Origin of the sequence: Stenotrophomonas sp. NPDC078853 (genome assembly GCF_044901215.1) — a bacterium.
Taxonomy (GTDB): domain Bacteria; phylum Pseudomonadota; class Gammaproteobacteria; order Xanthomonadales; family Xanthomonadaceae; genus Stenotrophomonas; species Stenotrophomonas lacuserhaii.
The window spans coordinates 104,607-125,240 of record NZ_JBJDOQ010000014.1 but is presented as its reverse complement, the minus strand read 5'-3'; the positions used below and the strand labels follow the sequence as shown (position 1 = coordinate 125,240).

Here is a 20,634-nt window from a genome sequence, read left to right as displayed (position 1 = left end):
ACCTCTACCCGGGTCACGCCCCGCTTCCCCCGCACCTCCCTCCTGCGATCCATCATGGCGGGCGTGCGCAAGGGCTTGGGGCGCTATGGGGACGGGTCCTCCGCGGTGGAGGCCTCGGTGTCCGGCGGCGCCGTGGTGCTGGGTGAATACCAGAACCTGCGCGAAGGCGACGTGGCCAAGACCACCGGCCGCATCCTGGAAGTGCCGGTCGGTCCGGAACTGCTCGGCCGCGTGGTGAACGCGCTGGGCGAGCCGATCGACGGCAAGGGCCCGCTGGGCACCCAGCTGACCGCTCCGGTGGAGCGCGTGGCCCCGGGCGTGATCTGGCGCAAGTCGGTCGACCAGCCGGTGCAGACCGGTTACAAGTCGGTCGACTCGATGATCCCGATCGGCCGCGGCCAGCGCGAGCTGGTCATCGGTGACCGCCAGACCGGCAAGACCGCCCTGGCCATCGATGCGGTGATCAACCAGAAGGACACCGGCATCAAGTGCGTGTACGTCGCGATCGGCCAGAAGGCATCGACCGTGGCCAACATCGTGCGCAAGCTGGAAGAAAACGGCGCCCTGGCCCACACCGTGGTCGTGGCCGCCACCGCGTCCGAATCGGCCGCGATGCAGTACATCAGCGCCTACTCCGGCTGCACCATGGGTGAGTACTTCATGGACCGCGGCGAAGACGCGCTGATCGTGTACGACGATCTGTCCAAGCAGGCTGTTGCCTACCGCCAGATCTCGCTGCTGCTGAAGCGCCCGCCGGGCCGTGAAGCCTACCCGGGCGACGTGTTCTACCTGCACTCCCGCCTGCTCGAGCGCGCTGCCCGCGTATCCGAAGAGTACGTGGAGAAGTTCACCAACGGTGCGGTGACCGGCAAGACCGGCTCGCTGACCGCGCTGCCGATCATCGAAACGCAGGCCGGCGACGTGTCCGCGTTCGTGCCGACCAACGTGATCTCGATCACCGACGGCCAGATCTTCCTGGAAACCGACCTGTTCAACGCCGGTATCCGTCCGGCCGTCAACGCCGGTATCTCGGTGTCGCGCGTGGGTGGTTCGGCCCAGACCAAGATCATCAAGAAGCTCTCCGGCGGCATCCGTATCTCGCTGGCGCAGTACCGCGAGCTGGCTGCGTTCGCGCAGTTCGCCTCGGACCTGGACGAAGCGACCCGCAAGCAGCTCGAGCGCGGCCAGCGCGTCACCGAACTGATGAAGCAGAAGCAGTACGCCCCGATGTCGATCGCCAACCAGGCGCTGTCGATCTACGCCGACAACGAGGGTAACCTAGACGACGTGCCGGTCAACAAGCTTCTGCCGTTCGAAGAAGGCCTGCACGCGCACTTCGCCAACACCCAGGGCGAGCTGATCGGCAAGGTCAACGCCACCGGCGGTTGGGACAATGACATCGAAGGTGCCTTCAAGAAGGGCATCACCGAGTTCAAGACCACCGGCAGCTGGTAACAGCGCACGTGGAGCGGGGCAGGTCCCCGCTCTACCGTTGAACATACGGGAATAAGAGATGGCAAGCGGACGCGAAATCAAAACCAAGATCAAGAGCGTGCAGAACACCCGCAAGGTGACGCGCGCGCTCGAGATGGTCTCGGCCTCCAAGATCCGCAAGGCGCAGGAGCGGATGAAGACATCGCGTCCGTACGCGCAGGCGATGAAGCAGGTGATCGGCCACCTGGCCCAGGCCAGCACCGATTACCAGCATGCGTTCCTGGTCGAGCGTGAACAGGTCAAGCGCGTGGGCTACATCGTGATCTCGTCGGATCGCGGCCTGGCCGGCGGCCTGAACAACAACCTGTTCCGCAAGACGCTGGGCGAAGCCCGTGCCTGGCAGGAAAAGGGTGCCGAAGTGGACATGGTGACGATCGGCCAGAAGGCATCGACCTTCTTCCGTCGCATCAAGGTCAACATGGTCGGCAGCGTGACCCACCTGGGTGACGTGCCGCGCCTGGAATCGCTGATCGGCGTGATCAAGGTGATGCTCGATGCGTTCACCGAGGGCAAGGTCGACCGCGTGTACCTGGTGTACAACCGCTTCGTCAACACCATGACCCAGACCGCCAGCTTCGACCAGCTGCTGCCGTTGCCGGCCGCTGAGAAGCAGGTCGCGCACCACGACTGGGACTACCTGTACGAACCCGATGCCGCGACCGTGCTGGAGCACGTGATGACGCGTTACATCGAGTCACTGGTGTACCAGGCCGTGCTGGAAAACGTGGCCTCCGAGCATGCGGCACGCATGGTGGCGATGAAGGCGGCCAGCGACAACGCGAACAAGCTGATCGGAACCCTGCAGCTGGTCTACAACAAGGCCCGCCAGGCAGCGATCACCCAGGAAATCTCCGAAATCGTCGGCGGCGCAGCAGCAGTTTGACGCGCACGTCCAAAGCACAAATCTAGAGGATGCAGCAATGAGTCAGGGCAAGATCGTTCAGATCATCGGCGCGGTCGTCGACGTCGAGTTCCCCCGTGAGTCGGTTCCGAAGGTGTATGACGCACTGAAGGTCGACAACACCGAAATCACCCTCGAAGTCCAGCAGCAGCTGGGCGACGGCGTGGTCCGCTGCATCGCCCTCGGTTCCACCGATGGCCTGAAGCGCAACCTGGTCGCCACCAACACCGAACGCGGCATTTCCGTGCCGGTCGGCCCGGGCACCCTGGGTCGCATCATGGACGTGCTGGGTCGCCCGATCGACGAAGCCGGCCCGGTTGCCGCCAGCGACACGTGGGAAATCCACCGTGCCGCACCGTCGTACGAAGACCAGTCCCCGGCCACCGAGCTGCTGGAAACCGGCATCAAGGTCATCGACCTGATGTGCCCGTTCGCCAAGGGCGGCAAGGTCGGCCTGTTCGGCGGCGCCGGCGTCGGCAAGACCGTCAACATGATGGAACTGATCAACAACATCGCCAAGGCGCACAGCGGTCTGTCCGTGTTCGCCGGCGTGGGTGAGCGTACCCGTGAGGGCAACGACTTCTACCACGAGATGAAGGATTCCAACGTCCTGGACAAGGTCGCGATGGTGTACGGCCAGATGAACGAGCCGCCGGGCAACCGCCTGCGCGTCGCGCTGACCGGCCTGACCATGGCCGAGTACTTCCGCGACGAGAAGGACGCGTCGGGCAAGGGCAAGGACGTGCTGCTGTTCGTCGACAACATCTACCGCTACACCCTGGCCGGTACCGAAGTGTCGGCACTGCTGGGCCGCATGCCGTCGGCCGTGGGCTACCAGCCCACCCTGGCCGAGGAAATGGGCGTCCTGCAGGAGCGCATCACCTCCACCAAGAACGGCTCGATCACCTCGATCCAGGCCGTCTACGTGCCGGCCGATGACTTGACCGATCCGTCGCCGGCGACCACCTTCGCCCATCTGGATTCGACCGTGACCCTGTCGCGTTCGATCGCCTCGCTGGGTATCTACCCGGCGGTGGATCCGCTGGATTCCACCAGCCGCCAGATGGATCCGCTGGTCATCGGCCACGAGCATTACGACACCGCCCAGCGCGTCCAGCAGACCCTGCAGAAGAACAAGGAACAGAAGGACATCATCTCCATCATGCGCATGGACGAACACTCCGAATAAGACAATCAGGCCGTGACCCGCGCCCGCAAGATCGAGCGCTTCTTCAGCCAGCCGTTCCACGTGGCCGAAGTGTTCACCGGTTCGCCGGGCAAGAACGTGTCGCTGAAGGACACCATCCGTGGCTTCAAGGCCATCGTCGATGGTGAGTACGACCACCTGCCGGAGCAGGCGTTCTACATGGTCGGCGGCATCGAAGAAGCGGTCGAAAAGGCCAAGAAGATGGCCGAAAAGGCCTGATCCGGATCGGGCGGGAGCGATCCTGCCCGACCTGACACCGGCGTTGGACACCCGTCCGCGCCGTGGCTCCTCCCCGGTGGCATCGTGCCGCCGCGAACAGTGAAGAGATTTGCATGAGCACGATCCGTTGCGACATCGTCAGCGCCGAGCAGGAAATCTTCCGGGGTGAAGCGACCCTGGTCGTGGCCACCGGTGAGCTGGGCGAACTGGGCATCGCGCCCAAGCACGCACCGCTGATCACCCGCCTCAAGCCGGGCAAGATCGTGGTGACCCAGGCCAATGGCGAGCAGCTGGACTTCTTCATCTCCGGCGGCATCCTGGAAGTGCAGCCGCAGGTGGTTACCGTGCTGGCTGACACCGCGATCCGCGCGCAGGATATCGATGAAGCATCGGTGCGCAAGGCCAAGGAAGAAGCCGAGCGCATGCTGGCCAACCGTGGTGAAGGCATGGAGATCGCCGAGGCCCAGCAGAAGCTGGCCGAAGTGACTGCCCAGCTGCAGGCGCTGGAGCGCCTGCGCAAGAACCTGAAGCACTGAACCCTTGGGTGGGTCTGGTGGGTGACGGCCGTTGGTCGTCACGCTCCATCTCCGCTTGTTGTTCCGACGCCGGCCCTGTGCCGGCGTTTGTATTTTCCGCGCATTGCCGATGATGCCGGCCGAACTGTGCGCAGGTTCCTCGTGCTGGCGACCCAGGGTGTTCACCCTGTGTGCTTCTTTCTTCCGGAAGGTGCGCCATGCCTGTTCTCGACTGCTGCCGGGCAGTGCTTCTCGCCACGTTGCTGCCTGCCGCCGTGCAGGCCACCCCGATGGATCGCTTCGTTGCTGTCGCCGCCGAGCGCAATGCCATCGCGCATCAGGTGGCGGCGTTCAAGTACCCGGCCGCGCGCCCGGTGGAAGATCCCGTCCGCGAAGCACAGGTGCTTCAGGACAAGCGTGTCCGGGCGACTCAGCTCGGCCTGGACGCGGAGGCGGTCGTGCACTTCTACCGCCAGCTGATCGAGGCCAACAAGCTGATCCAGCACGTGGCGTTCCATCGCTATGCGGCAGGCGAGGTGCCGGCGCCGGCGCCTTCGCTGGAGGAACTGCGCGGCATGATCGACGTGGCGGACGAAAAGCTGCTCGCGCTTTGGCCCGGCATCGCCCCGCAGCGCGGTCGGCCTGGCTGCACGAAGACGGTCGCCGAGGCGGTGGATCACCGCATGCAGGAGGCCGTCGGGCATGTCGCGCTGGTGCGGGCTATGATTGATCTTTGCCGCCCCGAGGCTGGCGGCACGCGCTGATAAGGCAAGGAGAGCAGGGTGCAGCAGACTATCGGCGCGGTTTCGGTCACCGACCGCTGGACCCGTGCAACCGCCACGCCGGGTTTCGCCTGGTGCGTCCTGTGGCTGGTGCTGTGCCTGCCATGGCTGCTCGGCGTCTGGACGATTCCCTTCGATGCCGTCCAGCAGTTTTTCCCTGCGGTGAGCTTCACCGCCCAGCAGCTGCTGCTGGGGGACGTCCCCTGGTGGAATCCGTACCTGCATGGCGGCTATCCGCAGCTGGCCGACCCGCAGATGATGACCCTGCAGCCGACCGTGGTGCTGCCGATGCTGCTGGCGCCTGCCTCGCTGCACTGGTTCACGGTGGTGATCCTGCTGCATGTGCTGGTGGCGGGGCTGGGGGCGTTGAAACTTGCGGCAACCCAGGGCCTGCAGCGGTTGCCGCAGCTGATGTTCGCACTGGTGTTCCTGTTCGGCGGGGTCGCGGCGGCGCGCCTGCAGCACACCCCGATGATCGTCAGTTACTGCCTGCTGCCTTGGCTGTGGCTGGCGCTGGACCAGCTGCGCCGTCATCTGCACTGGCGCCATGCCGTGCTGGCCGGCGTTGTCGGCGGCCTGAGTGCGCTGCAGCTGACCCAGGTCACCTACCTGATCGTGCTGGCGTGTGCGGTGTATACGATGGCGGCTATCGCGATGGCGCGCGCACGGCGCACCCGACTGTGCCTGCAGCTTGCGGCGGTCGGCGCGATTGCCGCGGCGATCAGTGCCCCGCAATGGCTGTCCACGTTCGCGTGGCTGGCCCATACCAACCGTGATGGGGTGTCACTGCAGGCCGCCCTGCCGGGCGCCATCCACTGGCAGTCCCTGGTCACGCTGCTGTCCGGCAACGTGTTCGAACAAGGGCGCGGCGACAGCTGGGCCTTCGGGGATATCACCACCGACTATCTGTACATGGGCGCGGTGCCGTTGGCGGTGTGGCTCGCATGGGGTGGCGCGGTGGTGCGCAGCGATCCACGCGGCGCGCGCATCGCGCTGGCGGTCTTCGTGCTGGCCGTGCTGTTCGCGCTGGGCGGTGCCACGCCCCTGTTCCCGTGGCTGTTCGGCTGGCTGCCGGGGCTGGACCTGTTCCGTCGTCCGTCCGATGGATTGTTCCTCGCCGTCCCGGCGGCGGCATGGCTGTCCGCGCATGCGCTGCAGTCGGCCCTGCAGCGCGATCCGTTGCGCCCGCACCTGCCCTCGCTGCTGGTGGTGGTCCTGCTGGCCATCCCCGGTGCGTGGCTGGTGCTGGGCAGTGGACGCTTGCAGGGGGCGGCGTGGCTGGCAATCAGCGTCGCCATCGGGGCGGTCGCGGTGCGTCAGTTGATACGCCACCGGTCGCCCTCGCGCTGGCTGCTGGGATTGATGCTGCTGGACCTGCTGATCTTCAACGTCAGCACGTCGTTCAACGCGCGCAGCGCCACCCGTCCGGTGCTGACCGCAACGCGGCCCGGCCCGGCGCAGAGCGCGTACCAGCTGTTGTCCGCCCAGCGCAGCGAAGGCCTGCCGGAACGCGCACTGGCCTTCGGCGTCGGGCCGTTGACCAATGGCGCGGCCGTGCATGGGCTGGCATTGGCCAATGGCTACAATCCCTTGCTCGACCGCCGCGCGCTGCAGATGCTCGGCATGCCCGGCGATCCGCTCGACAGCGTGCAGCAGAAACCGGAAACGCCATGGACGCCGGACTTCGATGCGCCGCTGTACGATCTGATCGGCGTGCGCTGGGTGCTGGCACCGACCGCGTTCCCGGGTTCGCATGCCTACGACGCCGAACTGCAGGTAATGCAACGTGACAGCATGCTGCCGCGGATGCTCAACCCCACGGCAGTGCATCGTCATGATGAAGACCTGCCGCCTGCCGCGGCCTTCAACCGGACCGACTTCAACAGCACGGTCTGGCTGCCTGGCGCTACGCAGGCGGCGTGTGCCGATGCCGGTGCGGGCACGCTGCAGGTGGGCGCGACGGTCTACCGGGCCAGCGGGCTGCGCGTGCAGGTGGACGCGGCGGCGCCGGCGTGGCTGGTGGTCAATGAGGTGTCCGCTCCGGGCTGGCAGGCCAGCGTGGATGGGGCGGCAACCCCGCTGATGCGCGCCAACGGGCTGTTCCGTGCGGTCTGCGTACCGGCCGGTCGCCACCAGGTGAGGTTCCATTTCAGTCCGCTGCAATTGTGGCGCGACGGACTGGGCCAGCGCCTCGGCCGCTGAGCATCGCCTGACCGATGCCGCCGACCATGGGTCGGCGCTACCGGGGCGAGACCATGTAACGGAGTGGTAGCGCCGCCCCATGGTCGGCGAGCGCAGCGGGCGGGGCAGGTCAGCGGAACACCAGGCGCCGCATCAGCAGGAACGACAGCCCGGCCAGCCCACCTTCCACCAGCGGCTTGGCCAACCATGCGTACTTCAGCCCCAATGCTTGATCTGCTGCAGTGACCAGTACGGTGCTGAGCACGGTGAGCACGGCCCACAGTGCGATGAAACGGCCAAAGCGCTTCCATCCCAGCCGTTGCTTGCCGGCATCGGCAAAGGTGTAGCGTCCGTTGAGCCAGAAGCCCAACAGCATCCCGCAGGCGCGTGCGATCACGTTGCCCGGCACCACCGGCACGCCCAACGCGGTCACGGCGACGAACACGCACCAGTCCAGCAGCAGCTGGAGCAGGCCGACGATGAGGTAGGAGCCACCTTGGCGGAGCAGGGTCATGGACGGAAGATGCAGGATGCGTGAGTCATGTTAACGGCGGCCGTTCTAGAATGTCGCGAAACCATTGCGGACCCCTTTTTCCATGACCCAAGCCCTGCACGTCATCATCCTCGCCGCTGGCGCCGGCAAGCGCATGAAGTCCGTATTGCCGAAGGTGCTGCAGCCGGTGGCTGGACAACCCATGCTGGCCCACGTGATCGCTACCGCACGCGAGCTGAAGCCGGATGCGATCCACATCGTGTACGGCCATGGCGGTGATGCCGTGCGCGCGCATTTTTCCAGCCAGCCCGACCTGCTGTGGGCCGAGCAGTCGCAGCAGCTGGGCACCGGACATGCCGTGGCGCAGGCGATGCCGGAGGTGCCGGACGCCGCGCAGGTGCTGGTGCTGTACGGCGATGTGCCGCTGATCCGTGCGCAGACCCTGCGCGAGCTGCTGGACCAGCCGGGCCGGTTGGCGGTGCTGGCGGCGGAAATGGACAACCCGACCGGCTACGGACGCATCGTGCGCGATGCCGAGGGCAAGGTTGGCTCGATCGTGGAGCAGAAGGACGCCAGCGAGGAACAGCGCCGGATCCGCACCATCAATACCGGCATCATCACCGCCGAGTCCACCGCGCTGCGTCGCTGGCTGTCGCAGCTGTCCAATGCCAACGCGCAGGGCGAGTACTACCTGACCGACGTGTTCGCCTTTGCCGCCAACGAGTACACCGCTGCGGACATGACCCTGGTCGCCGATCCGCAGGACGCCGAAGGGGCCAATGATCCGTGGCAGCTGGCGCAGCTGGAACGGGCCTGGCAACAGCGCGCGGTGCGTGCGCTGTGCGTGCAGGGCGCGCGTGTGCTGGACCCCGCCCGGGTTGATATCCGGGGCGAGGTGATTGTCGGCCGCGACGTGCAGATCGATGTCAACGTGATCCTGGAAGGTCGCGTGGAACTGGGCGACGGGGTCAGCATTGGGCCCTTCACGCGGCTCAAGGACGTCACCCTGGGCCCGGGCACCACCGTGCTGGCCCACTGCGACGTGGAGGGCGTGGTGGCCGAAGGCGCTGCGCACATCGGGCCGTTCGCGCGGCTGCGCCCCGGCACCGTGCTGGCCGACGGCGTGCACGTGGGCAACTTCGTGGAAACCAAGAAGATCCGCATGGGCGTGGGCAGCAAGGCCAACCATCTGAGCTACCTGGGCGATGCGGTCATCGGCAGCAAGGTCAACATCGGCGCCGGCACCATCACCTGCAACTACGACGGCGTGAACAAGTCGCAGACCACGATCGGCGACAACGCCTTCATCGGCTCCAACAGTTCGTTGGTGGCACCGGTGCTGGTGGGCGAGGGCGCGACCATCGCCGCGGGATCGGTGATCACCCGCACCGCGCCGGATGGCCAGCTGACCGTGGCGCGGGCACGCCAGCAGGTGGTCGAAGGCTGGCAGCGGCCGCAGAAGAAATCCTGAGCGGTTCCCGGCACGCCCGGCAGCGCCGGGCCATGCTCGGCGTCGCGGGTCAGTTCTGCGGCAACAACAACGACACGCACAGGCCGCCTTCGGTGCGGTTCTGCAGCGCGATGCGACCGCCGTGCGCTTCCACGATCTCGCGGGTCAACGCCAGCCCCAGGCCGGTGCCGTTGCGCTTGGTGGAATAGAAGGGCGTCAGTGCGTTCTGCAGCACGGCCTCGTTCATGCCCTTGCCGCGATCCAACACGTCCAGCCGCAGCCACTGCGGCAGGCGGGTGACCTTGACCCGCACGTCGTCGTTGGGCGGGTCGGCGTCGGCGCAGGCTTCGTGCGCATTCTTGACCAGGTTCAGCAGCGCCTGGCCCAGCTGGGCGATGTCGACCCGGCTGTGCAGGTCTTCATCCAGCGCGTCCATCTGGAACGGAATCTGCTGCTGCAGGCTGGCAAGGAACGGTGCCCAGTGCACCGTCTGCAGCTGCGGCTGCGGCAACTTGGCAAACCGCGCGTAGCCGCGGATGAAGCCCTCCAGATGGCGTGCGCGGTCTTCGATGGTAGAGAAGATCTCCGGCAGGCGGTCGAAGCGTTCACGCTTGACCAGTTCACCGCCGGAGTGCGCCAGGGACGCAATGGGAGCCAATGAATTATTGAGCTCGTGGCTTATCACGCGGATGACTTTTTTCCAGGTCTGTACTTCCTGCCGGCGAAGTTCGGCGGTGAGCAGGCGGATCAGCAGCAGGTCGTGCGGTCGTCCATTGAGATGGAAGGCGCGGCGCGATAGATGGTAGATCTGCTCGTCTTCCTCGTCCTCGCTGTCCTCTTCGCGCACCGCGAACAGGCTGTCGCCGCCGCGCGAGATGGCATCGCGCAGGGCGATCGGCATCTGTTCCAGCAGTTCGGCCAGGCGCTGTCCTTCGAGCTTGAACCCGCCGTGCAGCAGCTTGCGCGCGGCCAGGTTGGAGAACACCACACGCTGCAGCCCATCACCGCCGGCCGCCAGCAGCAGCATCGCCACCGGGGTGTTCTGCACCATCGTGTCCAGCAGCAGTTCGCGTTGCACCAGCGATTGCCGCTGTTCACGCAGCACGTCGCCCAGTTCGCGGTGCGCCTCCACCAGATGGCCCAGCTCGTCCTGCGCCGACCAGTGCACGCTGAAGTTGAACTCGCCGTCCTTGTAGCTGCTGACCACGCCGGACAGCGCGCGCATCAGCGAGCGCACCGGCGCGATGGCGCGATCCAGGCTGAACCACATCAGCGCCAGCAGCACGATTCCCGACAGGATCGCCACGCCCCAACCGTGGTCCATCCAGTACGCCAGCAGCCACGGCAGTGCCGCTGCAAGGGCCAATACCGGCAGCAGGCGCAGGAACAGCTGGAAGGTGAAGGAGCGTTGCTTCATTCGCGCGGAATGCCGAAGCGGTCCATGCGCCGGTACAGGGCCTGCCGGCTCAGCCCCAGCTCGGCAGCGGCCTGGGCGATGATGCCGTGGTTGCTGGCCAACGCGCCTTCGATGCGCTGGCGGTCGGGGTCGATCATCGCGCCGGCGCCACGCGGGGCGGCGGGCGCGCGCGGCAGGTTGAGGTCGGCCACTTCGATGCGGTTGCCGATGGCCAGCAGTTCGGCGCGCTGGATCACGTTGCGCAGTTCGCGTACGTTGCCTGGCCAGGTGTGGCGCTGCAATGCCGTGCGCGCGGCGGCGGACAGTGGTTTGTCAGCTGCCAGGAAGTGCTCGGCCAGCGGCACGATATCGCCGGGCCGCTCGGCCAGTGGCGGCAGCGTCAGCTCGACCGTGTTGAGCCGGTAATACAGGTCTTCGCGGAAGCTGCCCTCGCGGATCATCGCGCCCAGGTCGGCATTGGTGGCGCTGACCACGCGCACCTTGACCTGGCGTTCGCGGTTGGAGCCGAGCCGTTCGAAGCGGCCGGTTTCCAGCACGCGCAGCAGCTTCATCTGGCCGCCCAGCGGCAGGTTGCCGATCTCGTCCAGGAACAGCGTGCCACCGTCGGCGGCCTCGAATTTTCCTTCGCGCGCCTTGTTGGCTCCGGTGTAGGCACCTGCCTCGGCACCGAACAGTTCCGCTTCGATCAGCTCGGCCGGCAATGCGCCACAGTTGACCGTCACGAACGGGCCCTTCGCCGCCGCGGAATTGGCCTGGATGATCTGCGCGATCTTTTCCTTGCCGGCGCCGTTCGGGCCGGTGATGAGCACGGGCAGCGCCGACCGCGCGACCTGGCAGGCCAGCGCGATCACGCGCTCGCTGGCAGGATCGGCGAATACCGCACCGCACAGATCGTAGCGTTGCTCCAGGGCGCTGCGCTGGCGCTGCTCGCGTTGACGCCGACGATCCAGCTCGCTGCGCGCCTCGGACAGTTCCAGCAGGTTGTTGACCGTGGTCAGCAGCTTGCGGTCATCCCACGGCTTGGGCAGATAGTCGGCCGCGCCGGCCTTCACCAGCTCCACCGCCGTGCCGAGGTGGGTCCACGCGGTCAGCAGGATCACCGGCAGGTCCGGATGGGCTTGGCGGATGCGGGCGAACAATGCCTCACCTTCTTCGCCGGAGGTGGTGTCCTCGGTGAAGTTCATGTCCTGGATCACCAGGTCCACCGGATGGTCGCGCAGCAGCGCGAGCCCCTGTTCCGGCGACGTCGCCTGCAGGGTATCGATGTCGTGCAGCGAGAACAGCACGTCCAGCGCGGTGGCCACGCTGGTGTTGTCGTCGATGATCAGGATCGCGGGCATGCGGCAGCTTCAGTTGGCGCCGAGCCGTGCTCGGCCGAATGCAGGCGCCGGGCAGGGCACGGCGCTACGGACATCATGGCAGCAGGATATACAAGCCGGGGCGGGTATGCCTCAGCTGCCGCGGGTGGCCACCGCCGGCGGTACTGCGGCGGCGCGCCGTGCCGGCCCGAACACCGCCACCTGGCCCAGCAGCCACAGCAGCACCGCGCCCACCGGCAGGTAGACCAGCGGCATGCGCGGCAGCTCATAGGTGTTCATCAGCGCCAGGTTGATCGCGTAGGCGGCCAGCATGCCCAGCACGATACCCACCGTGGCCAGCAGGAAGTTCTCGGTCTGGAAGTAGCGCAGGATCTGTCCCCGCGTCGCACCCAGTGCGCGGCGGATGCCGATCTGCTTGCTGCGCTGCTGCACCCAGAAGCTGGCCAGGCCGACGATGCCCAGCGCGGTCACTACCAGCAGGGCCACGCACACGGTGATCAGCAGGCCGACCATCGCCCGGTCGTTCTTGAAGTAGCTGTCGCGCTGCTCTTCGTAGGTGAGCTTCTCGCGCACCAGCCGGTTCGGATCGTTGCGTTCCAGCGCCGCCAACGCAGCGCTCAGCACTTCCTGCCGGCGCTGCGGATCGGTACGCAGCAGGTACAGCCCCTCAGTGAACGCGGTACGCATCGGCAGCAGCAAGGACATGTCGGTGTTGTCGTCCCAACCGGTAGGCGTCGCCAGATACTCCACCACGCCCACCACATGCACCGGCTGGGTGCCGATGTAGAAGGTCTTGCCGACAGCGGACGTGCCCGGCGACAGCCGGTCGGCAGCGGCCTTGCTGAAGATGCCCGCCACGGCCTTGTCGTTGGGGAAGGCCTTCATGGCTTCTTCGCGATCGACGAATTCGCCGGGCTGGAAGTCACGTCCGGCCACCAGGTTCAACCCCAGCGTAGGGAGCGCGTTTTCGTTGACGTAGTACATGGTGGAATGGATGGTCGGCTTTTCCTGTTCGGGCGTGAGCGAGATACCGCTGTTGGACGAACTGGTGCGGAACGGCAGCTGGCTGGCCCGGGTCACGCTGGTGACGCCGGGGATCGCGCGCAGCGATGCCAGATCTTCACGGGTGCGCGCCATGGCATCGGTCTGCTTGCCGATGCCACTGACCCGCACGACCACCAGTTCTTTTTCGGCCAGGCCGCTGGGCTGGCTGATTTTCTCGACGCGCTGGCTGACCAGGAACAGCGCATTGCAGACGATGGCGCAGGTCAGTGCGACTTCAAGCACGATCAGCGAGGCGGCGGTCTTGTGCCGGCGCAGCGTGCTGAGGATGGGGCGGATGTCCATGGTGATTCCTCGTTGACGTGCTTACTGCGACTTGAGCTGGATGGCCGGGGTGACCTGCATGGCGCGCCACGCTGGCAGCATGCCGGCGGCCAGGCTGGCGAACAGGGTCAGGCCGATGGCCAGCACCAGCATGCTGCCGTCCAGATGGGCGAGCTTTGCGTATTCCACCGGCTGCTGGCGCACGGCATACAGGCCGATCAACGCCAGTACGATGCCCAGCAATCCGCCGGCCACGCCGACCGCGCCCGCTTCCACCACGCACTGCAGGAAGATCTGGCCACGGCTGGCACCGAGGGCGCGGCGCACGCCGATCTCGCCGCTGCGGCGCAGGAACTTGGCCAGCAACAGGCCGACGGTGTTGATCAGGCATACCACCAGGAAGCCGAGGGCCAGCCAGACCTGCAGGCGCACGTCACTGGGAACGGCTTTCTTGTAGTCCAGCCATTCCATCACGCTGGAAAGGCGGGTATTGGCCGGGCGCTGGAATCGACCCGCTGCCCGCTGCTGGTCCGAATAGTTGACCAGGTACTGGCGGAAGTCATCGGCCTTGGCCGGGTCCAGTTCGACCCAGTACTGCAGCCAGGTGCAGGGGGCGTTGAGGTCGGAGCTGGAGCCGTCCGGGGAGCCGTCGCCGAAGCAGTTCATGTTGCCCGTGCTGCCCATCTTCAGGTCGACCGACGTGGAGAACGGCATCAGCACGTCTTCTTCCTGGCCGTAGGCGCTGAAGGACAGGTCGAAGAAGCGCGGCTGGGGCTGCCAGGCCTTCAGCACGCCGACCACGCGCAGCGAATGGCCACTGACGGTCAGGTTGCGGCCTACGCTGTTGGCACCGTTGAACACCTTGTCGTTGAGCGCCTTGGACAGCACCACCACCCGACCGCGTCCCTCGTCGTCGGCGGCGGTCCAGGGGTTGCCGTACTGGAACGGCACCTCGAACATGGGGAAGAAGTCGGCCGAGGTGTAGCGCGAATCCACCGAGAACGGCTTCAGCGTGCTGCTCTCCGGCACGATCGTGGCGCCGCCGGCGGTCATCACGGCCTGGCGCTGCGCGCGTTTGTCACGCAGCAGCGCCTCCGCATCGAAGCGGGTCATCTGTTCTTCGGGCTCTTCACCGGGGACATACCCCGACTTCGGGCGCGGATCCAGCTGCACGTAGAACAGGCGGTCGCTCTTGCCCGGGATCGGATCGCCGGACAGTACGTGGAAGACCGTCAGGGTGGTCATCGAAGCGCCGATGCCCAGTGCGATGGCCACCACCATCAAGGCGGTCAGCACCTTGTTGCGGCGGAAGCTGCGTACGGCCAGGCGGACGTAGTAAGCGAACATGGCCGACCTCACTCGTTGACGGCGGCGATGCGCCGCGCGGTGGCCAGCACCGGCTCACGCAGCAGGTCGGTCACCTGGCCGTCCACGATGTGCACGTTGCGCTGCGCACGCGCGGCCAGTTCTGGATCATGGGTGACCATCACGATGGTGGTGCCGGCGGCATTGATTTCCTCCAGCAGCTCCATCACCCCGCGCGCCATGGTGCTGTCCAGGTTGCCGGTCGGCTCATCGGCCAGCAGCAGGCGCGGGCTGCCGGCCAGTGCGCGGGCGATCGCCGCGCGCTGCTGCTGGCCGCCGGACAGCTCACTGGGATAGTGCTTCATGCGCGAGCCCAGGCCGACCTGGCTCAATGCCTTTTCAATGCGCTCGCGGCGTTCGGCCGCGGACATGCCGCGGTAGCGCAGTGGCACATCGACGTTGTCGAACAGGTTGAGATCGGGGATCAGGTTGAAGCCCTGGAAGATGAAGCCGATCTTCTGGTTGCGCAGGCGGCTGCGCGCATCGTCGCCGAGCTTGCTGACATCCTGGCCATCGAGCAGGTAGGTGCCGCTGGTGAAGGTTTCCAGAAGGCCGGCGATGTTGAGGAACGTGGTCTTGCCCGAGCCGGACGGACCGGTCACGGCGACGAACTCGCCCTCGTTGACCAGCAGGTCAAGCGACCGCAGGGCATGGGTTTCCACCTGTTCGGTGCGGAACACTTTGGCGACAGCGCGCATCTCAAGCATGGTTCTCTCCAGATTCGGTAAGGGGTGGTGTCAGTTGATGGAAACGCGCTCGGCGTCCTTGAACAGGTCGCTGCCGGCGACCACGATGCGATCTCCCGGCTGCACGCCGGACAGGATCTCCACTTCACCCAGGCTGCTCACGCCCAGCTGCACGGGGCGGCGCACGGCGGTGCTGCCGTCCATGACGTAAGCATTGCCGGTGCCCTGTTCGACGAACGGGCCACGCTCCACCTTCAGCACGTCCTTGCGCGTATCCAGCAGCACGCGCACGGACATGCGCTGGCTCTGGCGCAGGCCGGCCGGCTGCTTGTCGGCGAAGCGCACGCGCGCGTTGACCTCGCCGTTGACCACCTCCGGCGACACCGCGCTGATCTCTCCGGCGAACGGCTGGCCGCTGCCGCTGGTCAGCTGCGCCGGCATGCCGATCGCCAGGTCGCGGGCGAAGCTTTCCGGCACCTTGATCTCGATTTCAAAATTGGACAGGTCGACCACGCCCAGCACCGGCGCATTGGCGACCAGGTTGGTGTGCTGCACCGCCTGCACCTGGCCGACCTGGCCGTCGAACGGGGCGCGCAGGGTCAGCGCGTCCACCTGGCGCTTGACCTCGGCCACCACCGCGCGCTGGCGGTCGGCCAGCAGGCGCTTGTTGCGCGCGTCCAGGTCGGCGCCCTGGCCCTGCAGGCGGGTGTCGGCCTGGGCGTTCACCAGGTTGATGTCGGCTTTCTTCAAGGCGTCCTGCGCGCGTGCCAGGTCGATCTGCGGCACCGCGCCGCCGTCGAAACCACGCTGGTAGCGCTGCAGGTCGCGCTCGGCGGCGACTTTCTCGATGCCGGCCTGGTCGGTGTCCTTGCGCGACTTGGCGCGGGTCAGGGTGGCATCCAGTGCGGCACGGCTGGATTCGGCTTCCAGCCCGGCCAGGGTGGCCTCTTCCTGTGCCAGCTTGCTGCGCAGTTCCGGACTGTCGATCAAGGCCAGCTCCTGGCCCTTCTTGACCACGTCACCGGCCACCACCTTCAGCGTGACCGTGCCGGCGGAGATCGCGTACAGGACCGGGCTGTTGGCCGCGATCACCCGGCCGTCGGCGGCGATGTCGCGCACCAGGTCGCCGCGCTCCACCTGCGCGATGCGCACCCGGCTGCTGTCGAACGAGCGGCTGGCGTTGAGCCAGCCATGCACGGCAAAGGCAATGCCAGCCAGCACCAGCAGCGCGGCGAGCGCCGGCCAGCGGTAACGGCGCCAGGTGCTGGCGGCCGAACCGGGCGTGGCGGTGGAAACGATCTGGTCCTGGGCGGAAGTGTCACGGATCATCGAAGGGCCTGGGTGGTCGGACTGCCTGTAGGGAAGCAGGGAGCATGCCAACTTTTCATCCCTTTACGATCAAGCAGTTGCGATTTCCGCGCGGGTGTCCGTGTGTCCGCGGACAGGCGCGCGGACACTTTCGTTAAGCGGCCAGGCGGCCAGGGCGGACAGCCACGCTAGAATGTGCGGATCAACACCAAGGGATGCGGGACTATGTGCGGAATCGTGGGTGCGATCGCTGATCGCGATGTGGTGCCGGTGCTCATCGAAGGCCTGAAGCGGCTGGAATACCGCGGCTACGATTCGTCGGGCATCGCCGTGCTTGAGCCTGGAGACCAAGCGGAGATCCGCCGCGTACGCCGCACCGGGCGCGTTTCGGAGATGGCCTCTGCCGCCGGTGCCGAAGGCTTCAACAGCGTGCTCGGCATCGGGCATACGCGCTGGGCAACCCATGGTGGCGTCACCGAGGCCAACGCCCACCCGCACATCAGCGACGGCGTGGCGCTGGTGCACAACGGCATCATTGAAAACCACGAAGCGCAGCGCGAGAAACTGCGCGCGCTGGGCTACGTGTTCGAATCGCAGACCGATACCGAAGTCATCGCCCACCTGATGCACCATCACCTGAAGGATGGCGGAAGCCTGCTGTCCGCGCTGCAGCGCACGGTCAAGGAACTGACCGGCGCCTATGCGCTGGCGGTGATGAGCCGGGCCGAGCCGGAGCACTTCGTCTGCGCCCGCATGGGCTGCCCGCTGCTGGTTGGCCTGGGCGAAGGCGAGAATTTCGTCGCCTCCGATGTATCGGCGATCATTTCCTCCACGCGCCGGGTGATCTTCCTTGAAGAGGGCGACACCGCCGACGTGCGCCGCGATGGCGTGCAGGTGTATGACGCGCATGACCAGCCGATCGATCGTGGCGAGCACCTGTCCGATGTCTCGCTGGCCTCGCTGGAACTCGGTCCGTATCGCCATTTCATGCAGAAGGAAGTGCATGAGCAGCCGCGCGCGCTGGGCGATACCATCGAAGCGGCGATCGACGCGGGTGGATTCCCGGCCGAACTGTTCGGCAAGAACGCCGAAGCGGTGCTGTCGGGCATCACCGGAGTGCAGATCCTGGCCTGTGGCACCAGCTACTACGCCGGCATGACCGCGCGTTACTGGATCGAATCGATCGCCGGCCTGCCGTGCAACGTGGAGATCGCCAGCGAATACCGCTACCGCGCTGCGTACGCGGATCCGAAGCACCTGGTGGTTACCCTTTCCCAGTCCGGCGAAACGCTGGATACGATGGAAGCGCTCAAGTACGCCAAGTCACTGGGACACCTGCACACGCTGTCCATCTGCAACGTGCCGGAAAGTGCGATCCCGCGCGCCAGCGAGCTGGTCTGCTACACCCGGGCCGGTGCCGAAATCGGCGTGGCCTCGACCAAGGCGTTCACCACCCAGCTGGCGGCGCTGTTCCAGCTGACCGTAGTGCTGGGCAAGCTGCATGGTCGTGTCGATGCCGCCCAGGAAGCGGACTACCTGGAGCAGCTGCGTTTCCTGCCGGGCAGCGTGCAGCACGCGCTGAACATGGAGCCGCAGATCGCCGCGTGGGCCGAGCGCTTCGCACGCAAGAGCAGCGCGCTGTTCCTGGGGCGCGGCCTGCATTACCCGATCGCGCTGGAAGGCGCGCTCAAGCTGAAGGAAATCACCTATATCCACGCCGAGGCCTACCCGGCCGGCGAACTCAAGCACGGGCCGCTGGCGCTGGTGGACGAAGACATGCCGGTGGTGGTGATCGCGCCCAACGACAGCCTGCTGGAGAAGGTGAAATCCAACATGCAGGAAGTGCGCGCGCGTGGTGGCGAGCTGTTCGTGTTCGCCGACCAGGACAGCCACTTCGTCGAATCCGAAGGCGTGCACGTTATCCGCACGCCGCGCCATGCCGGTGTGCTGAGCCCGATCGTGCACACCATCCCGGTGCAGCTGCTCGCTTACCACACCGCCCTGGCGCGCGGCACCGACGTGGACAAGCCACGCAACCTGGCCAAGAGCGTAACGGTCGAGTAAATCCCCCGGGAAAGGGAACGGGGGCCAGTCCCTCGCGGGCGGCTTTGTTGCTGGCTCTTCGCGGCTCCTGCCGCTCAAGACCCCGCACAGCCTCCCCGCCCGACCCCCTGACAGGTTCCGGTGGCCGCCACCCGCGCAAGAAAAAGATGAAAAGCGGTAGCGCCGACCCATGGTCGGCGAGCGCAGCGGGCCGTTGGCGGGAACATTCCGCCGACCATGGGTCGGCGCTACCAGAGCACCCAGGCAACCATGGACCTGTCGAAGGTGGGGCGGGGTGGGTTGGCGGGGGCGTAGAGCGCCATGGATGGCGCGAAACGAGGCCCGCAGGAGCGGCTCTTGCCGTCCCCCGCGAACCCACCCCGCCCCGCCCAACAAGCAGAACCGCAGGCTTTTGAAGTTGACGTTGACGTTGACGTTGACGTCAAGCCCTGCTTACTGCGCCGAAGCGCGGCCCGGCCCGCGGTAGCGCGCCAGCCAGTGCGCGTACGGCGCCGGCAGGGTGGTCCAGGCCGGGTTTTCAACCCCCAGTTCCTGCGCCAGCTGGTACGGGTAATGCGGGTTGGCCAAGTGCGCGCGGCCGATCATCACCAGGTCGCTCTGCTGCTCCAGCACGATGGTTTCGGCTGCTTCAGCGCCATCCACGCACCAGCCAACCGCCACCGCGATGCCGGCTTCATCGCGCACGCGCTGGGCAATCGGCGCCAGGAACGAGGGAGTACCCCACGGCACGACGCCGGTCGGGATGACGAAGTTGATGCTGACGTTGAGCAGGTCCAGCCCACGTTCGCGCATCTGGCGGACCAGTTCGATGGATTCGGCCAGGGTTTCTTCATCGCGCCCGTCGTATTCGATGACGCCCATGCGCGCGGTCAACGGCAGCTCGGCCGGCCATACCGCGCGTACCGCGGCCACCGTTTCCAGCAGGAACCGGGCGCGGTTGTCGAAGCTCCCGCCATAGGTGTCATCGCGCTGGTTGCCATGGGCGGAGAAGAAACTCTGCGCCAGGTAACCGTGTGCGAAATGCAGTTCCAGCCATTTGAATCCGGCATCGCGCGCGCGTTCGGCGGCGGAGACGAAGTCAGCCTGCACGCGCTTGATGTCCTCGACCGTCATTTCCTGCGGCAGCTTGGACAGACCGCCGCCGAAGGCAATCGGCGAGGGCGCCAGAGTCGGCCAGCCGCGCGCGTCGTCATCGGCGATATGGTCGTCACCTTCCCACGGCAGGTTGGCACTGGCTTTGCGGCCAGCATGGCCGATCTGAATGCCCGGTACCGCACCGGTCTCGGCGATGGCGGCGGCAATCGGGGCAAGTGCGTCAGCCTGCGCCTGGTTCCACAGGCCCAGGCAGCCGGGAGTGATGCGGCCTTCCGGCGATACGCCGGTGGCTTCCACGATGACCAGGCCAGCACCGCCGCGGGCCAGTCCGGTGTAGTGCGCCAGGTGCCAGGCGTTGGGCACGCCATCGGTGGCGCTGTACTGGCACATCGGCGGTACCGCGATGCGGTTGCGCAGGGTCACGCCTTTCAGCTGGAACGGGGAGAACAGGTGGGACATGGGGACATCCGTGGAGGAGGGGGAGCGCGACGCGTGGCGTCGTGGACTGCCCTAACCATGGGGGGCGGCGCAGGCTGAAACCACCACGCTGCGGCAGGACGCTGCATGCCATGGGTGCAGCGTCCAAACAGGGTGCGCGGCGTGTGTCATGACAGACGCCGGATTGCAACTGGGACACAACTCCGGTGTTCTGTCCGCATCTCGGCAGAGGGCGACGCATCTTGAGCGCACTTCGTAGGCTGTGTTCAGCAGCGGTTTCTACGGCAGTGCCATTCTCTGGACTGTTGGTTGGTTCCACGATGCACTGTGTCATCGATGCCGGTAGTGACCGATGGTCGCAGTCGTAGAATCGA

Annotated in this window: 15 protein-coding genes and 1 pseudogene; 8 read left to right on the top strand and 8 right to left on the bottom strand. The window is 66.5% G+C overall.

Annotated elements, in window-relative coordinates; all coding sequences use genetic code 11:
• The 6 genes and pseudogenes from atpA to ACI2JH_RS14710 form a co-directional block, all read left to right on the top strand.
• The coding region (gene atpA / locus ACI2JH_RS14735) for a F0F1 ATP synthase subunit alpha (protein ID WP_404736570.1) at positions 1-1,455 on the top strand (1,455 nt) is incomplete at its 5' end.
• 58 nt (positions 1,456-1,513) lie between these two features.
• Positions 1,514-2,377, top strand: coding sequence for a F0F1 ATP synthase subunit gamma (gene atpG, locus ACI2JH_RS14730; protein ID WP_042614573.1), 864 nt, complete (start codon positions 1,514-1,516; stop codon positions 2,375-2,377).
• A 37-nt stretch (positions 2,378-2,414) separates the two neighbouring features.
• Positions 2,415-3,821, top strand: a pseudogene (atpD, locus tag ACI2JH_RS14725) (F0F1 ATP synthase subunit beta).
• 113 nt (positions 3,822-3,934) lie between these two features.
• Entirely contained in the window at positions 3,935-4,357 is a 423-nt protein-coding gene (locus tag ACI2JH_RS14720) for a F0F1 ATP synthase subunit epsilon (protein ID WP_042614575.1), read from the top strand.
• Between the two features lie 197 nt (positions 4,358-4,554).
• A complete protein-coding gene (aroQ, locus tag ACI2JH_RS14715) occupies positions 4,555-5,100 on the top strand; it encodes a gamma subclass chorismate mutase AroQ (RefSeq protein WP_182657362.1) in 546 nt (181 codons plus the stop codon).
• An 18-nt stretch (positions 5,101-5,118) separates the two neighbouring features.
• Positions 5,119-7,320: a hypothetical protein gene (locus ACI2JH_RS14710; RefSeq protein ID WP_404736569.1), complete on the top strand. Its 2,202-nt coding sequence runs from the start codon at positions 5,119-5,121 to the stop codon at positions 7,318-7,320.
• Between the two features lie 109 nt (positions 7,321-7,429).
• On the opposite strand, the gene ACI2JH_RS14705 is transcribed toward ACI2JH_RS14710, so the two are convergent.
• Positions 7,430-7,813, bottom strand: coding sequence for a GtrA family protein (locus ACI2JH_RS14705; protein ID WP_101101207.1), 384 nt, complete (start codon positions 7,811-7,813; stop codon positions 7,430-7,432).
• Between the two features lie 82 nt (positions 7,814-7,895).
• Between ACI2JH_RS14705 and glmU the strand changes: the two genes are divergently transcribed.
• Positions 7,896-9,263 carry a bifunctional UDP-N-acetylglucosamine diphosphorylase/glucosamine-1-phosphate N-acetyltransferase GlmU gene (gene glmU, locus ACI2JH_RS14700; protein WP_182657361.1) on the top strand — a complete coding sequence of 456 codons (1,368 nt, stop codon included), beginning with the start codon at positions 7,896-7,898 and terminating at the stop codon, positions 9,261-9,263.
• A gap of 49 nt (positions 9,264-9,312) precedes the next feature.
• Here glmU and ACI2JH_RS14695 read toward each other — a convergent pair whose 3' ends face one another.
• The 6 genes from ACI2JH_RS14695 to ACI2JH_RS14670 all read right to left on the bottom strand — a co-directional run bounded on the left by ACI2JH_RS14695 (position 9,313) and on the right by ACI2JH_RS14670 (position 16,684).
• Positions 9,313-10,659, bottom strand: coding sequence for a PAS domain-containing sensor histidine kinase (locus ACI2JH_RS14695; RefSeq protein ID WP_182657360.1), 1,347 nt, complete (start codon positions 10,657-10,659; stop codon positions 9,313-9,315).
• Positions 10,656-11,999, bottom strand: coding sequence for a sigma-54-dependent transcriptional regulator (locus ACI2JH_RS14690; RefSeq protein WP_404736568.1), 1,344 nt, complete (start codon positions 11,997-11,999; stop codon positions 10,656-10,658). Before ACI2JH_RS14690 ends, ACI2JH_RS14695 begins: the two co-directional genes overlap by 4 nt.
• Positions 12,000-12,110: 111 nt before the next feature.
• The gene (locus ACI2JH_RS14685; protein WP_101101198.1) at positions 12,111-13,325 is read right to left on the bottom strand and encodes an ABC transporter permease; all 1,215 of its coding nucleotides are present in this window, start codon (positions 13,323-13,325) and stop codon (positions 12,111-12,113) included.
• A 21-nt stretch (positions 13,326-13,346) separates the two neighbouring features.
• On the bottom strand, positions 13,347-14,651 hold the full coding sequence (locus tag ACI2JH_RS14680) for an ABC transporter permease (protein WP_101101196.1): 1,305 nt from the start codon (positions 14,649-14,651) through the stop codon (positions 13,347-13,349).
• 8 nt (positions 14,652-14,659) lie between these two features.
• Complete coding sequence (locus ACI2JH_RS14675) at positions 14,660-15,376, bottom strand: ABC transporter ATP-binding protein (protein WP_042614582.1); 717 nt, start codon at positions 15,374-15,376, stop codon at positions 14,660-14,662.
• Between the two features lie 30 nt (positions 15,377-15,406).
• Positions 15,407-16,684, bottom strand: a complete 1,278-nt coding sequence (locus ACI2JH_RS14670) for an efflux RND transporter periplasmic adaptor subunit (protein WP_042614583.1) — start codon at positions 16,682-16,684, stop codon at positions 15,407-15,409.
• A gap of 204 nt (positions 16,685-16,888) precedes the next feature.
• Here ACI2JH_RS14670 and glmS point away from each other — a divergent pair, with 204 nt between their 5' ends.
• Positions 16,889-18,727, top strand: coding sequence for a glutamine--fructose-6-phosphate transaminase (isomerizing) (glmS, locus tag ACI2JH_RS14665; protein ID WP_101101194.1), 1,839 nt, complete (start codon positions 16,889-16,891; stop codon positions 18,725-18,727).
• A gap of 432 nt (positions 18,728-19,159) precedes the next feature.
• Here the strand turns inward: glmS and ACI2JH_RS14660 are convergent, their stop codons facing one another.
• Positions 19,160-20,281, bottom strand: coding sequence for an NADH:flavin oxidoreductase/NADH oxidase (locus tag ACI2JH_RS14660; protein ID WP_404736567.1), 1,122 nt, complete (start codon positions 20,279-20,281; stop codon positions 19,160-19,162).
• Positions 20,282-20,634 lie beyond the last annotated feature (353 nt).

What these genes read in the sequence shown, in the direction of transcription:
- ACI2JH_RS14720 (WP_042614575.1), top strand. Translation starts at nt 3,935, where the DNA reads ATGAGCACGATCCGTTGCGACATCGTCAGCGCCGAGCAGGAAATCTTC.
- aroQ (WP_182657362.1), top strand. Translation starts at nt 4,555, where the DNA reads ATGCCTGTTCTCGACTGCTGCCGGGCAGTGCTTCTCGCCACGTTGCTG.
- ACI2JH_RS14695 (WP_182657360.1), bottom strand. Translation starts at nt 10,659, where the DNA reads ATGAAGCAACGCTCCTTCACCTTCCAGCTGTTCCTGCGCCTGCTGCCG.
- glmU (WP_182657361.1), top strand. Translation starts at nt 7,896, where the DNA reads ATGACCCAAGCCCTGCACGTCATCATCCTCGCCGCTGGCGCCGGCAAG.
- atpG (WP_042614573.1), top strand. Translation starts at nt 1,514, where the DNA reads ATGGCAAGCGGACGCGAAATCAAAACCAAGATCAAGAGCGTGCAGAAC.
- ACI2JH_RS14675 (WP_042614582.1), bottom strand. Translation starts at nt 15,376, where the DNA reads ATGCTTGAGATGCGCGCTGTCGCCAAAGTGTTCCGCACCGAACAGGTG.
- ACI2JH_RS14660 (WP_404736567.1), bottom strand. Translation starts at nt 20,281, where the DNA reads ATGTCCCACCTGTTCTCCCCGTTCCAGCTGAAAGGCGTGACCCTGCGC.
- glmS (WP_101101194.1), top strand. Translation starts at nt 16,889, where the DNA reads ATGTGCGGAATCGTGGGTGCGATCGCTGATCGCGATGTGGTGCCGGTG.
- ACI2JH_RS14670 (WP_042614583.1), bottom strand. Translation starts at nt 16,684, where the DNA reads ATGATCCGTGACACTTCCGCCCAGGACCAGATCGTTTCCACCGCCACG.
- ACI2JH_RS14705 (WP_101101207.1), bottom strand. Translation starts at nt 7,813, where the DNA reads ATGACCCTGCTCCGCCAAGGTGGCTCCTACCTCATCGTCGGCCTGCTC.
- ACI2JH_RS14685 (WP_101101198.1), bottom strand. Translation starts at nt 13,325, where the DNA reads ATGGACATCCGCCCCATCCTCAGCACGCTGCGCCGGCACAAGACCGCC.
- ACI2JH_RS14690 (WP_404736568.1), bottom strand. Translation starts at nt 11,999, where the DNA reads ATGCCCGCGATCCTGATCATCGACGACAACACCAGCGTGGCCACCGCG.
- ACI2JH_RS14680 (WP_101101196.1), bottom strand. Translation starts at nt 14,651, where the DNA reads ATGTTCGCTTACTACGTCCGCCTGGCCGTACGCAGCTTCCGCCGCAAC.